Annotated in this window: 8 protein-coding genes; 1 reads left to right on the plus strand and 7 read right to left on the minus strand. The window is 64.6% G+C overall.

Annotation, left to right across the window (positions count from 1 at the left end; all coding sequences use genetic code 11):
* Positions 1–15: 15 nt before the first annotated feature.
* From M727_RS0113950 to M727_RS0113960, 3 genes are all read right to left on the minus strand, one after another.
* Positions 16–2,421 carry a circularly permuted type 2 ATP-grasp protein gene (locus tag M727_RS0113950; protein WP_036262235.1) on the minus strand — a complete coding sequence of 802 codons (2,406 nt, stop codon included), beginning with the start codon at positions 2,419–2,421 and terminating at the stop codon, positions 16–18.
* Positions 2,422–2,427: 6 nt separating this feature from the next.
* The gene (locus M727_RS0113955) at positions 2,428–5,823 is read right to left on the minus strand and encodes a transglutaminase family protein (protein ID WP_027153197.1); all 3,396 of its coding nucleotides are present in this window, start codon (positions 5,821–5,823) and stop codon (positions 2,428–2,430) included.
* 123 nt (positions 5,824–5,946) lie between these two features.
* On the minus strand, positions 5,947–7,137 hold the full coding sequence (locus M727_RS0113960) for an acyl-CoA dehydrogenase (protein ID WP_027153198.1): 1,191 nt from the start codon (positions 7,135–7,137) through the stop codon (positions 5,947–5,949).
* 187 nt (positions 7,138–7,324) lie between these two features.
* On the opposite strand from M727_RS0113960, the gene M727_RS0113965 reads away from it, so the two are divergent.
* A complete protein-coding gene (locus M727_RS0113965; RefSeq protein WP_027153199.1) occupies positions 7,325–8,221 on the plus strand; it encodes a LysR family transcriptional regulator in 897 nt (298 codons plus the stop codon).
* Here the strand turns inward: M727_RS0113965 and M727_RS0113970 are convergent, their stop codons facing one another.
* The 4 genes from M727_RS0113970 to M727_RS0113985 form a co-directional block, all read right to left on the minus strand.
* A complete protein-coding gene (locus tag M727_RS0113970; RefSeq protein WP_027153200.1) occupies positions 8,222–10,534 on the minus strand; it encodes a Tex family protein in 2,313 nt (770 codons plus the stop codon). It abuts the gene before it with no gap.
* 129 nt (positions 10,535–10,663) lie between these two features.
* On the minus strand, positions 10,664–11,845 hold the full coding sequence (locus tag M727_RS0113975) for a serine hydrolase (protein WP_027153201.1): 1,182 nt from the start codon (positions 11,843–11,845) through the stop codon (positions 10,664–10,666).
* A gap of 26 nt (positions 11,846–11,871) precedes the next feature.
* On the minus strand, positions 11,872–13,068 hold the full coding sequence (locus tag M727_RS0113980) for a serine hydrolase (RefSeq protein ID WP_027153202.1): 1,197 nt from the start codon (positions 13,066–13,068) through the stop codon (positions 11,872–11,874).
* 67 nt (positions 13,069–13,135) lie between these two features.
* Complete coding sequence (locus M727_RS0113985) at positions 13,136–14,170, minus strand: extracellular solute-binding protein (RefSeq protein WP_027153203.1); 1,035 nt, start codon at positions 14,168–14,170, stop codon at positions 13,136–13,138.
* Between the last annotated feature and the right edge of the window lie 2 nt (positions 14,171–14,172).

Raw genomic sequence — 14,172 nt, forward strand, 5'->3', positions numbered from 1 at the left:
TAGCCGAAATAGGCCTTACCCGAAATAGCCCTTGGCGAGGCTGTTATAGAGGCCGCCGATCTCGGTGGCGAGATCGTCCAGGGCCTTCGCCGTCATGTCCGCGGGCTCCTTGATGGCGATTGCCGTATTGAGCTGCAGTATCTCTTTCGCCGCCGGCGACATATGCCCCTCGCCGCCGACAGCAGGCAACAGCGCGATTTCGGCCTTCAGCCGCTCGAGCTGGAACAGGATGGAGCGCGGGTTGAGCGGATCGAGCACCAGGAGGTCGATCACCGTGCGCCTGCCGGCCTGCACCGGATATTGCCGCCGGTGGGTCATCACGCTGTCGCCGATCTCCAGCATCATGTCGAGCGCGCCTTCGGGCGCCGCAGCCCCGGTCAGCCGGGCCAGCGTGCGGGCGATCTGGATGCCGCGTTCCAACCGCCGGCCGATCTCCAGGAAGCGCCAGCCGGTGAAGCGATACATGTTCTCATGCAGCAGGCCGGAAAACCCGGCGAGCTTGCGCAGGATGACCGTCATCGCCCGCGTCGCATCATCGCCAGGCGCCACCGTTGTCGCGAATTGATGGATGGTCTTCGACAGATCCTTCAGCGCCAGCCAGCCGTCGGGCGAGAAGCGGTCGCGGATCTGTCCGGCGCTGTAGACGGCGCTGTCCAGCGTGCCGATCAGCCCCGGCGGGATCGCCGTGGCGACGTCGATGCCGAACGGTTCGAGATGGTCTCTGATATCGGCAAGCAAAGGCATGTCCGGGTCGGAGGCCTCGGCCAGCCGCACGTGATAGGCGCGCAGGATGCGCACCGTGCCTTCCGATCGCTCGATATAACGGCCGAGCCAAGTCAGGTTCTCCGCCGCGCGGCTGGGCAGGCTGCCTGGCGAGGTGCGGATGAAGCTGTCGTGCTCCTGCGGCAGCAGCGTCTCGCGCTCCACCGGCCTGTCGCTGACCACCCATACATCCGCAGCCTGGCCGCCGCGCTGCATGGCGATTGCGGTCGGGTCGAGCGAAAAGCCGACGCGGGCAAAACCGCCGGGCATCACCGTCCAGCCTTCCGGCGTTCGCGCCAGATAGACGCGCAGGGCTGCTGGACGCGGCTCAAGCCAGCCGCCGACATAGACCGGCGTGGTCGAAAGCGTCACCGCTTCCTGTCCGACGAAGGCGCCGCCGTCCCGTTCGATCCGGGCTATCAGTTCGGCCCGTTCCCCGGCAACCAGTGCCGAGCCAAGCCTGGTGCAATCGTCATCCTCGAAGGCAAGCCGCGTCGACAGCGCCGGACCGATCACCATGCGGTCGAGGTTGGCCAGCACATGGTCACGATCGGCGTCCCGCCCGCACCACCATGTCGCGACGCTCGGCAAGAGAAGCTCCTCTTTGCGCAATTCGCGCGAAATTTTTGGCAGGAAGGCGAACAGCGCCCGCGTTTCCATCAGCCCGGAGCCGAGCGCGTTGACGGCTGAGACGGCTCCCCGGTGGATCGCCTCGACCAGCCCTGGCGTGCCGATCTGCGAATCCGGCCTCAGCTCCAGCGGATCGGCGAAGGCGGCGTCGAGCCGCCGCCACAGCACGCTGACCGGCATCAGCCCGGAAACCGTGCGCACCATCAATCGACCGCCGGAGACGGTCAGATCCTCGCCTTCGAGCAGCATGATGCCGAGATAGCGGGCGATATAGGCATGCTCGTAATAAGTTTCGTTGAGTGGCCCCGGCGTCAGGATGGCGACACGGCCGCCCGATCCCTTGGCCATGCCGTTGAGCGCGTCGCGAAAGCGACGGAAGAAGCCGGCAAGGCGGTGCACATGCATCTCGCCATAGATGTCGGACAGCGCACGCGTTGTGGCGACGCGGTTTTCCAGCGCAAAGCCGGCACCTGACGGCGCCTGCGTGCGGTCGCCCAGCACCCACCAGCGGCCATCCGGTCCACGGCCGAGCTCGAACGCGCAGAAGTGCAGGAAATGGCCGCTGGCCGGTCTGGTGCCGACGACGGGGCGCAAATATTCCGGGCTGGCCGCGATCAGCCCCGCCGGCAGGATGCCTTTCTCGACCAGGCGGTTCGGCCCGTAGATATCGGCAATCGTTTCCTCGAACAGCTCGGCCCGCTGGACCAGGCCGGCACTGATCGCGGCCCATTCCTGCTCCTCTATCAGGAGAGGCACATGCGCCAGCGGCCATTCGCGCTCATTGGCGCCGGCCTGATCGTAGAGGCGGTAATAGACGCCGGCGTCGCGCAGATACTGGTCGGCGCGGGCGAAGCGCTGGGCGAGCTTTTCAGGCCCCAGATCTTCCAGCGCCTCGATGAACTCCTTCCAGACCGGGCGGGGATTGCCTGATGCATCGACCATCTCGTCGACGACGCCGTCGATCGGCTGGTAGTGCTCCAGCAGGTTATGCGGCCTGCCGCGTATTTCCTGGTGATTCCCCTTTGCCATTGCTGATCAGAATCTTGCAGGCCGCCGCAGGTCAAGGGTCATCGGGAAATCCTCAGAGGCCTGTTCGTCGCGCAGCGCGTAGGCGGACGGCGTATGGCCACGCGGCTCGAAGCGGGCGAGCCGCCGCGCCTCCGCTTCGTTGCCGTTGACCGGGAAAGTGTCGTAGCTGCGCCCGCCGGGATGCGCGACATGGTAGACGCAGCCGCCGATGGCCCGGCCCGACCAGCGATCGTAGATGTCGAAGACCAGCGGCGTGTTGACCGGCAGTGCTGGATGCAGGCCAGATGATGGCTGCCAGGCCTTGAAGCGGACGCCGGCCACCGCGATCTCTCTGGTGTCGGTCACCTTCATCGGCACGATGCGGCCGTTGCAGACGACGGCGTGACGCTCCGGGTTGAGCCCTTCGGTCTTCACCTGCAGCCGCTCGACCGAGGAATCGACGAAGCGCACGGTGCCGCCGATCGCGCCCTGCTCGCCCATGACATGCCACGGCTCCAGCGCCTGCCGCAGCTCCAGCTTGATGCCGGCATGCTGGACTTCGCCGCAGAAAGGAAAGCGGAATTCGAGCTGCGCATCGAACCATTCGGGACGGAATTCAAAGCCGTTCAGCTTGAGGTCGTCCAGCACGTCGAGAAAGTCAGCCCAGACATAGTGCGGCAGCATGAAACGGTCATGCAGCGACGTGCCCCAGCGCACGAAGCGGCCATCGAGCGGGTTCTTCCAGGCGCGGGCGATAATGGCGCGCACCAGCAATTGCTGCGCCAGGCTCATGCGCGCATTGGGCGGCATCTCGAAGCCGCGGAACTCGACCAGCCCCAGCCGGCCGGTCGGGCCGTCCGGCGAAAACAGCTTGTCGATGCAGATTTCCGAACGGTGGGTGTTCCCAGTCACGTCGGTCAACAGGTTACGGAACAGCCGGTCGACCAGCCACGGCAACGGGGCGCTGCCACTGTCCGGATGCGGCACCTGCGCCATCGCGATCTCAAGCTCGTACAGCGAATCGTGGCGCGCCTCGTCGAAACGCGGCGCCTGGCTCGTCGGGCCGATGAACAGGCCTGAGAACAGATAGGACAGCGACGGACGGCGCTGCCATTGCAGGACAAGGCTTTTCAGCAAATCGGGGCGGCGCAGGAACGGACTGTCGTTGGGCGTCGCGCCGCCGACGACGACATGGTTGCCGCCGCCGGTGCCGGTATGGCGGCCGTCGATCATGAACTTGTCGGCGCCAAGCCGCGTCTGCCGCGCCTCCTCGTAGATCGCTGTGGTCGTCGCCACGCAGTCCTGCCAGTTCGCAGCCGGATGGATGTTCACTTCGATGACGCCGGGATCCGGAGCCACGCGGATGACGTTGAGGCGCGGATCGTGTGGCGGGCCGTAGCCCTCGATATGCACCGGCAGGCCGACAGCCTTTGCCGCGTTCTCGGCCGCCGCGACCAGTTCGAGATAATCTTCCAGCGCCTCGACCGGCGGCATGAACACACAAAGCCGTCCATCACGCGGCTCGACCGACAGCGCGGTGCGCACCGCGCCGCCGATCTCGGTGATCTCCTGTTCGACACGGTCCTGCTGGCCGGTCGCGGCGGTGAAGGACGCCGCCTGCTGGCGACGCGCCATTTCGTCGGCGCCTTCCAATTCGGCTGCAGCGGCCCCAGGCAAAGGAGCGGCTTCAGGCAAAATAGCCTCGCGCGCCGGCAATGGTCCGCGCGGCAGCGAAGGATCGACCGGCACGATGTAGGGGAACTGCGCCGGCGGCACATGGGGAAGCGTGCCGAGCGGCAGGCGGTAGCCGACCGGTGAATCGCCCGGCACCAGGAACAGCCTGCCGCGCCGCGTCTTCCATTTCTCCGAACGCCAGCGCGGGCCCGATGCCTGGCTGTTCCAGCGCTGGACAGGCAGTACATAGCCCGACGGCTTGGTCAGGCCGCGTTCGAACACCCGCGCCATGCGGCTGCGCTCCTCGGGGTCGTCCAGCTTCGAATTGGACGGATCGACATTCTCCGGCAGCTTGCCTTCCTTGAGCAGCCACTCGGCCGGGTCCTCATAGGCTTCGCTGACCATGGTCCTGTCGATGCCGAGTTCATCGGCAATCGCCGTCAGCAGGCCTTCAGCCTGCTTCGGCCCAATATCTGCTTCGCCTGCTTCATCTGCTTCGCTGTTTTCCCGTGCGATCAGCGACGGGTCGCTCCACACCGGCTCGCCGTCGGCGCGCCAGTACAGCGAGAAGGTCCAGCGCGGCAGGCTTTCGCCCGGATACCACTTGCCTTGCCCGTAGTGCAGAAAACCGCCCGGCGCGAAACGCTCGCGCAGCCGGCGGATCAGCGCATCGGCCTTTTCGCGTTTTGTCGGGCCGACGGCGGCGGTATTCCACTCCTCCGCCTCGAAATCGTCGATCGACACGAAGGTCGGCTCGCCACCCATGGTCAGCCGCACGTCTCCGGCCTCCAGCGCGGCGTCGACCTGCTTGCCCAACGCATCGAGCGCCTGCCAGCTTTCGTCGGAGAACGGCTTGGTGATGCGTGGATGCTCGGCGATGCGGTCGACCCGCATGTCGAAGCCGAACTCGACATTGGCGAAGCTCGCCATGCCGGAAATGGGCGCGGCGTTGCCGAAATGCGGCGTTGCGGCGAGCGGCACATGGCTTTCGCCGGTGAGCAGGCCGGAGGTCGGGTCGAAGCCGATCCAGCCGGCGCCCGGCAGATAGACCTCGCACCAGGCATGCAGATCGGTGAAGTCGACGGCGGTGCCGGGCGGTCCGTCAAGCGCGACGAGGTCGGGCTTCAGCTGGATCAGGTAGCCGGAAACGAAGCGCGCGGCGATGCCGAGGTTCCTCAGGATCTGCACCAGCAGCCAGCTCGTATCGCGGCACGAGCCTTTCTTGGCGGCCAGCGTTTCCTCCGGTGAAAAAACGCCGGTTTCCATGCGCACGATATAGGCGATCTCGCGCTGCAGGCGCGCATTGAGGTCGACGACGAAATTGACGGTGTTGGTTGGGTGGCGATCGATGGTTTGCAGGAACGCCGACAGCAGCGGTCCAGCCGGTTCCGGCGTCCGGTAGATGGCGAGATCGGCGCTGATCTCTTCCGGGTATTCGAACGGAAAGATCTCGGCCGCCGGCTCGACGAAGAAATCGAACGGATTGTAGACCGTCATGTCGGCGACGAGGTCGACCTCGATCTTCAGTTCCGTCACCGGTTCCGGAAACACGAAGCGCGCCAGGAAATTGCCGTAGGGATCCTGCTGCAGATTGACGAAGTGGTTCGCCGGCCCGACCTTCAACGAATGGCTGAGCACCTTGGTGCGGGAATGCGGCGCCGGCTGCAGCCTGATGACCTGCGGGCCGAGGACGACCGGCCGGTCATATTTGTAATGGGTCAGGTGGTAGACGGCTGCCAGAATTGCCATGGGACCCCGAAAGTCGGCGTTTCAAACGAACTCGCCGAACCCTGACACAAATGCTGGCCATTCTCCAAGCAGAGATGTTGCGGTGCAACTAATTTAAGCAGCGTAGCTGGCCTCGTGGCCGGCTTAGAAAAACGCCTGCAATCCGGTCTGCGCCCGTCCGAGGATCAGCGCATGCACGTCATGCGTGCCCTCATAGGTGTTGACCGTTTCCAGGTTCTGCGCATGGCGCATGACGTGGTAGCCGATCTGGATGCCGTTGCCGCCATGCATGTCGCGGGCCTGGCGGGCGATGTCGAGCGCCTTGCCGCAATTGTTGCGCTTGACGATCGAGATCATCTCGGGCGCCATCTTGCCCTCATCCATCAGCCGCCCGACCCGCAAGCTGCCCTGCAGTCCCAGCGCGATCTCGGTCTGCATGTCGGCGAGCTTCTTCTGGAACAGCTGCGTGCCGGCCAGCGGCTTGCCGAACTGCTTGCGGTCAAGGCCATATTGGCGGGCCCGGTGCCAGCAATCTTCCGCCGCGCCCATCGCCCCCCAGGAAATGCCGTAGCGCGCCCGGTTGAGGCAGCCGAACGGCCCCTTCAGGCCCGACACGTTAGGCAGCAGCGCGTCCTCACCGACCTCGACGCCTTCCATCACCACTTCGCCGGTGATCGACGCGCGGAGACTGAGTTTGCCGTCGATCTTTGGCGCCGACAGCCCCTTCATGCCTTTTTCCAGCACGAAGCCGCGAATCTCGTCGTCATGCGCAGCCGACTTTGCCCAGACGACAAACACGTCGGCGATCGGCGCGTTGGAGATCCACATTTTCGAGCCCGAGATCCTGTAGCCGTTCGCCGACTTCTCGGCCCGCGTCTTCATGCCGCCCGGATCGGAACCGGCATCCGGCTCGGTCAGCCCGAAGCAGCCGATCCATTCGCCTGACGCCAGCTTCGGCAGGTATTTTTTGCGCTGCGCCTCCGAGCCATAGGCATGGATCGGATACATCACCAGCGACGACTGCACGCTCATCATCGAGCGATAGCCAGAATCGATGCGCTCGACTTCGCGGGCCACCAGGCCATAGGTGACGTAGTTGGCGCCGAGCCCGCCATATTCTTCCGGAATGGTGATGCCGAGCAGACCCGCCTCGCCCATCTCGCGAAAGATCCCGGCATCGGTCTTTTCCTCGAGATAGGCTTCCTCGATTCTGGGAGCGAGCTTGTCGGCGGCGAATGCTGCTGCGCCATCGCGCACCATCCGCTCGTCTTCCGACAGCTGGTCCTCGATCAGGAAAGGATCATCCCAGACGAATGCGTTCTTGTCGGCGGCCATGGCCTCGCTCTCCCAAACTCTTGCACGTCGCCCAAAGCTTGCCCTCGGGCCTGACCCGAGGGTACTCGGCGGATTTGAGATAACGACATGCAAAAACAAAAATCTTGAAGTGCGCGGCTTATCGGCTTCCGGCTCGAAAAAATCAAACGAAATTGCTTCACCAATCAATGAGCGTTAGTAATGGAACATGAACGTGCAGCGCCGCCTTTTGCCTGGTATCAGCGCCCTTGCCGCCTTCGAGGCGGTCGCCCGGCTGGGCAGCTTCACCGCCGCCGCAAGGGAGCTCGATTTGACCCAAGGCGCCGTCAGCCGCCAGATCAGACTTTTGGAGGACCAGTTCGGCCGCCAGCTGTTCGAACGCGACAGCCGCAATGTCAGGCTGTCGACGGCCGGTGAGATCTATGCCGAAGCGGTGCGCGCCGCCTTGGGTCAATTGCGCGACGCAGCGCTTGGATTGATGAGCAATCGGCATAGTGGCATCTTGAACCTTGCGATCCTGCCGACCTTCGGCACACGCTGGCTGATGCCGCTCATCCCGGATTTCGTCGAAAACAACCCTGACATCACCATCAATTTCGTCACCCGCATCGGCCGCTTCGACTTCTCCCGCGAAAGGCTTGACGCCGCCATCCATTACGGCCTGCCCGACTGGCCCGGTGCCGACTCGACGCTGCTGGTGCGCGAGACGGTGTTGCCGGTTGTCTCGCCCGAATTTCTGGCCGGCCGCGCCATTGCCACGCCTGCCGATATCGGCCGCCTGCCACTGCTGCATATGGCGACGCGGCCCGGCGCATGGACCGAGTGGTTCGAGCATCAGGGATTGAGCGCACCGACCGGACCCGGCATGCAGTTCGAGCAATTCGGCACCGCCTCCCAAGCCTGCATGGCCGGGCTCGGCGTGGCGCTGCTGCCGCAGGTCCTCATCTCAGGCGAATTGCAACGGGGCCAGTTGGTGCCGGCGCCGGGCCGGCCGATGCAGAGCCGCAGCGCCTATTATCTCGTCGTGCCGCATGACAAGCGCGGCCATCCGCCGGTCGCCAGTTTTCGCGACTGGCTGCTGAGCCATGTGCCGCCGGAGAAGTAGCTACTTACGCTTCAACGCATCGGCCAACGCGGCGCCGAACGCGCCTTGTTGCACCGGCCGCTCCGGCTGGCGCTGCGGCGCCGGCGCGCGCGGCACCGGTCTGTTGCCATTGTCGCGTGGCTTCGGTGTACCGCCGTCACCTTCCCTGCGCATCGACAGACCGATGCGCTTGCGTTTGATGTCGATGTCGACGACGCGCACCTTGACCACGTCGCCGGCTTTCACCACCTCATGCGCGTCCTTGACGAAACGGTCGGCCAGTTGCGAGACATGCACCAGGCCGTCCTGGTGCACGCCGATATCGACGAAGGCGCCGAACGCGGCGACATTGGTGACGGTGCCTTCCAGCAGCATGCCTGGCTTCAAATCCTTGATGTCGTCGACGCCGTCGGCGAAGGTCGCGGTCTTGAAGCCGGGGCGCGGATCGCGGCCGGGCTTTTCCAGTTCCGCCAGGATGTCGCGCACCGTCGGCAGGCCGAACCGCTCATCGACGAAGACACGCGGATCGAGCGCCTTGAGAGCGGCACTGTCGCCCATCAGCGAGCGGAGGTCACGTCCGCAGGCGGCAACAATCTTTTTCGCCACGCCATAGGCTTCAGGATGCACGGCCGAGGCATCGAGCGGTTCGGTGCCGTTGGGAATGCGCAGGAAGCCGGCGCATTGCTCGAACGCGCGGGGTCCAAGGCGAGAGACCTTCAACAGGTCACGGCGGCTGGCGAAGGGACCCGCCGCGTCACGATGCGCGATGATCGCCTCGGCCAGCGAGGCGCCGAGGCCCGAAACCCGGGCCAGCAGCGGCGCCGAGGCGGTGTTGAGGTCGACGCCGACCGCGTTGACCGCGTCCTCGACCACCGCTTCCAGCGAGCGGCCGAGCCGGTACTGGTCGACGTCATGCTGATACTGGCCGACGCCGATCGACTTCGGCTCGATCTTGACCAGTTCGGCGAGCGGATCCTGCAGCCGCCGCGCGATCGAGACCGCGCCGCGCAGCGACACGTCGAGGCCGGGGAATTCCGCCGCTGCCGTTGCCGAGGCGGAATAGACCGAGGCGCCCGCCTCGCTGACGATCACCTTGAGCGGCTTCGGCCCAGAATCCGACGGCATGTCCGACAGCATGTCGGTCACCAGCCTATCCGTCTCGCGGCTGCCGGTGCCGTTGCCGATGGAAATCAACTCGACCTTGTGCAAGCGGATGAGCTTTGCCAGTTCGGCTTGCGTGCCGCGCACGTCATTCCGAGGCGGAAAAGGATAGACCGTCGTCGTTGTCAGCAGCTTGCCGGTGCCGTCCACGACCGCCACCTTGACGCCGGTGCGGATGCCGGGGTCGAGCCCCATCGTGGCACGGGAGCCGGCCGGGGCAGCGAGCAGCAAATCCTTCAGATTGCGGGCGAAGACATGGATCGCCTCCTCTTCGGCCCGCTCGCGCAGATCACGCATCAAATCGAGCGTCAGGTGCAGCGACAGCTTTATGCGCCAGGTCCAGCCCGCCACCTCCATCAGCCAGCGGTCGCCCGGCAACTGGCGGCCGATGGCGTAGGCATCGGCGATCATCCGCTCCACCGGCTTCACCGGCGACGCGTCGTCGGCATCGACTTCTATATCGAGCGACAGCACTTCCTCATTGCGGCCGCGTAGCATGGCCAGGGCGCGGTGGCTCGGCACGTTGGCCCAGCGCTCGACATGGTCGAAATAGTCGGAGAATTTCGCCCCGGCTTCCTGCTTGCCGTCGACGACGCGCGACCGCATGAAGGCGCGTTCCTTCATGTAGGTCCGCAGCCTGCCGACCAGCTCGGCATTCTCCGCGAACTGCTCGGACAGGATGTCGCGCGCGCCCTCGAGCGCCGCCTTGGCATCGGCCACCTCTTCACTAATGTAGGCCAGCGCCAGTTCTGCGGGCACCGCCGCGCGATCGGCAAGGATGGCCTCGGCCAGCGGTCCCAGCCCACGCTCGCGCGCGATCTCGGCCTTGGTCCGGCGCTTCGGCTTGTAGGGCAGATAGATATCTTCGAGTTCCGCCTTGGTGGCAGCCGCCGCGATCTTGGCTTCAAGCTCTTCGGTCAGCTTGCCCTGGTCGCGGATCGAACCGAGAATGGTGTCGCGGCGCGCGTCGAGCTCGCGCAAATAGGCGAGCCGCTCGGCCAGCAGGCGCAGCTGCGTGTCGTCGAGGCCGCCGGTGCCCTCCTTGCGGTAGCGCGCCACGAACGGCACTGTCGCGCCTTCGTCCAGCAGTCCGATCGCCGCCGCGGCCTGTTCGGGCCGGGCCGCGATCTCGGCTGCGATGATTGCTGCGATGCGCTTGATGTCGGATGCCATGTCGTTCCTGCTGTCCTGTCGAAAAGAGCGGCGACCATAGGCGCAGAGCGTCGCTCCGCCAACCGCGGCGTTTTCGATCACCCTGACAGGTCCACAGGAAAGCTGCGATGGCAGTCAGCCTGGATTGGGTCAGATCATCCTGCTCAGCGCTTCAAAGAAGGCGACCATATCGACATCGAGCGGCTCGTCGACCGGTTCCGGCTGCGACGACATCTTTGCGATGACGACCTCCGCCTTGGGATCGACGTAGAGCCACTGGCCGTGGATGCCGATGCCGCAGAAGGCGCCGCTGGCCGCGCCGATCTGGTACCATTTGTTGCGGTAGCGGCCTTGCGGGAAGAGGAACGCCGTCGTGCCACGCTGCCAGGCCTCGGCATCTCCGCCTGTGCTGACAGTGTCGCGCACCCAGGCTTCCGGCACGATGCGGCGGCCATTGGCGATGCCGCCCTGCCGCATCATCTCGCCGATCCGCGCCAGATCGCGCGGCGTCACCGAAATGCCGCCGGCCGTGCGCGCAGCGCCGGCCAAATCGACTGTCACCGAGGCTTCGCTCATTGCACCAAGCGGCAGCCACAATTTCTCGTGCATCAACTCGGCGAAGCGCTGGCCGGACGCGCGTTCGATCAGGATGCCGAGCAGGTCGGAATTGGGCGAGCGGTAGCGGAACGTCCGGCCATGCGGCTCGTCAAGGCGCTGCAGCGTCAGGATGAAGTCGGCCAGGCTTTCCGTGCCGCCGCCCGGATTCCACAGCGTCGCACGACGATAGCGAGCAAAGGCGCTTTCCGGATCGAGATAGGCTTCTTCGAAGTCAAGGCTGACGCTCATATCGAGCACATGCCGAACGCTGGCATCGCCATAGGCCGAGCCGGCAGATTCCGGCAGATAGCGGGTCACCGGCGCCTGCGGATCGAAAACTCCCTCGCCTTCCAATATGCCGGCCAGAATGGCGGTCAGCGACTTGCTGATCGAGAAGATGATGTGGCGCGCACCGAACTCCATATGCGGTGCGAACCAGTCGCCAACGAATTTGCCGCCTTTCATGATGGTCAGCGCGTCGGTGTCTGACCGCGTGAGAAAGGCCGCAACGGTCTCGGCGCCGCCAGCCAGCGCGATCTTTTCGCCAAGCAGCCCACCGAAATCCTGAACCGGTATTTCGCCACTGCCTGGCACCGCTGCGACACATGCGCTCGGCACCAATTCGCCGACATTCTGGAACGACCACCGGCTGAACGGGCTTTCGCGCCAGTTGCCGAGCAGCACCTGGTTGCGGGCAAAGCCATGTCTGGTCTCGAACGCGGTCTTACCGGTCATGGCTTTTCCTTCCGGTTTTTAGGAACTTAGGCCAGCGCGGCGCCGATCGCATGCACGGCTTTCAGCGTCGCCACCGAAAAGGCGATGTCGGTGAAATCCGGGTAGCTCGAAAGCTTCACCACGACCATTCTCGTGTTCCAGTCGATATGGATCAGCTGCCCGAATACCCCGCGGCACATCAGCGCGCGCGAACGCGGGGCCTCGATCCAGAACTGGTTGCGGTAGCTGCCTTGCGGCAGGCTGGGATTGAAGTCCGGGCCATGCCTGCCGGTGCGCGTCGCCTCGATCCAGTCGGCCGGCACGACGCCGCCGCCATTGTCGAGGATCAGCTGGCCGAATCGGCCATAGTCGCGCAGCGTGGCGTTGAAGCCGCCGTCGGCGATGGCGTAGCCGGCGCTGTCGACGGTGAAGCAGGCGCTTTCATGCGCGCCGAGCTTTTGCCAGAGTTCTTCCGATACCAGTTGCGCCAACCGCTTGCCGGTCACCCGTTCCATGATGAAGGCGAGCACGTCGGTCTCGATCGAACGATATTCGAACGCAGCGCCATGCGGCCGGCTTGTCTCCTTGAGCCGCAGGATCAATTCGAACATATGCGACGGCCACTCGAAGGCCGGGTCGCTGTCCGGCGGCACCGGCTTCCAGCCGCTGGCGACATCGACCTGACCGATATCGGAATAGCGGTTGGTGTATTCCTCGGAAAAACGCACGCCTGTCGTCATGTCGAGCCCGTGCTGCACGCTGGCGCCGGCCCAGCCGGTAGCTTCCAACTCCGGCAGATAGGTCGTCACCGGCAGGGCCGGATCGATCAGGCCGCGCCCGGCGAGTATGCCGAATACCGAGCCTGTGACCGACTTCGCCATCGATTGCGACAAATGCAGCGTGCGCTCGGTCATGCCGTTGCAATAGCGCTCATAGGCGATCTTGCCGTCCTTGAGCACGAGAAACCCGTCCGTATAGGTTTCGTCCAGCAGCCCGGCCAGCGTCGTCGGCTGACCCGTGCTGTCGCTCACCGGCAGCGCGTCGAGATCGACCTCGGTCCGCTCGAACCGGCGGCGATGGCCATTGCCGCGCCAGACTTCGACGGTCGGCAGAATTTCGCGGATGTGCTGGAACGCCCAGCGATTCCAGGGTCCCCTGTCCCAGTCGAGCTTCGGTGGCACCATCTTGGGCGGTGAGCCCTGCATGATCGGCGGCGCCGGTTCACTATTGCGGTAGGAAGTCATGAGATGCGTCCCGGCAATATGAAAACGGGCCCGGCGGCGCCCGCCGCCGGGTCCGTCAACGATGCGATCACTTCTGCAGTTCGGTCCAGATCCTGGTGTAGAGTGCCTGCACGTCGGGCGCGCAGGTCAGCATGAACGTGCCCTTGTCGGCGAACTCGGCGGGGATGTTGACCTCCGGCGCCGTTTTCATGTCCTCAGGCATGAAGGCTTCCGATCCCTTGATGCCGTTGGCGTAGCGCGCGAAAGACGAGATCATCGCGGCGTTCTCGGGATCCATGACGAAGTTCTGGAACAGCTTGGCGTTTTCGACGTTCTTGGCGTCCTTCAGCACCGCAAGATTGTCCATAAAGATCGGATAGCCCTCCTTCGGATAGCCATAGACGAAGTCCTTGTTCTGCAGGCGGGAGCGAAACGACGCGCCGTTCCAGTCGACGCTGGCGGCGAAGTCGCCCTTGGCGAACTTCTCGACGGTGCCATAGTCCATGGAGATCCATTTCGGCTTGGCCGCCACCAGCACATCGCGCACCTTCTTCAGCACCTCCTTGTCGCCGGTGCACGGCTCGCCGCCGACATATCTAATGGCGAGATGCATGACATCGGCCATTTCGGGAACGACGTTGATCTTGCCGACCAGTTCCGGCGGCGGATCCAAAAAAATGGCCGAGGTGTTGGGATCGCCCTTGTAGACTGCGGTGTTGACCGTGACGCCAGTCGTGCCCCACTGCCACGGCACAGTATATTTGCGGCCCGGATCGAAGGGAACATCGACCCATTTCGGATCCATGTTCTTGAAGTTCTCCATCTTGTTCGGCTCTGTCTCCAGGAGCAACCCTTCCTGGATCCAGATCGGCACGAAGCTCGCCGAGGGCACCACGACATCGAAGCCGCTGCCGCCCTGCCTGATCTTGGCCAGCGCGGTGTCGTTGGAATCGTAGTCGGTGACTGTCACCTTGACCTTGTATGTCTCCTCGAATTTCTTGACGAGCTCGGGGCTGGTGTAGTTGCCCCAATTGTAGATGTTGAGTTCGCCGTCGGCGCGGGCGAGACCCACCGAGGCGAACAGCGCGGCGCTGAGCGCCGTCGCAGTCAGTTTCCACTTCATCG

It is taken from the genome of Mesorhizobium sp. WSM2561 (assembly GCF_000513915.1).
Taxonomy (GTDB): Bacteria; Pseudomonadota; Alphaproteobacteria; order Rhizobiales; family Rhizobiaceae; genus Mesorhizobium; species Mesorhizobium muleiense.

Bases quoted from the DNA above. Each gene is read 5' to 3' on its own strand.
- M727_RS0113965 (WP_027153199.1), top strand. From the start codon at position 7,325: ATGAACGTGCAGCGCCGCCTTTTGCCTGGTATCAGCGCCCTTGCCGCC.
- M727_RS0113970 (WP_027153200.1), bottom strand. From the start codon at position 10,534: ATGGCATCCGACATCAAGCGCATCGCAGCAATCATCGCAGCCGAGATC.
- M727_RS0113960 (WP_027153198.1), bottom strand. From the start codon at position 7,137: ATGGCCGCCGACAAGAACGCATTCGTCTGGGATGATCCTTTCCTGATC.
- M727_RS0113975 (WP_027153201.1), bottom strand. From the start codon at position 11,845: ATGACCGGTAAGACCGCGTTCGAGACCAGACATGGCTTTGCCCGCAAC.
- M727_RS0113980 (WP_027153202.1), bottom strand. From the start codon at position 13,068: ATGACTTCCTACCGCAATAGTGAACCGGCGCCGCCGATCATGCAGGGC.
- M727_RS0113950 (WP_036262235.1), bottom strand. From the start codon at position 2,421: ATGGCAAAGGGGAATCACCAGGAAATACGCGGCAGGCCGCATAACCTG.
- M727_RS0113985 (WP_027153203.1), bottom strand. From the start codon at position 14,170: ATGAAGTGGAAACTGACTGCGACGGCGCTCAGCGCCGCGCTGTTCGCC.
- M727_RS0113955 (WP_027153197.1), bottom strand. From the start codon at position 5,823: ATGGCAATTCTGGCAGCCGTCTACCACCTGACCCATTACAAATATGAC.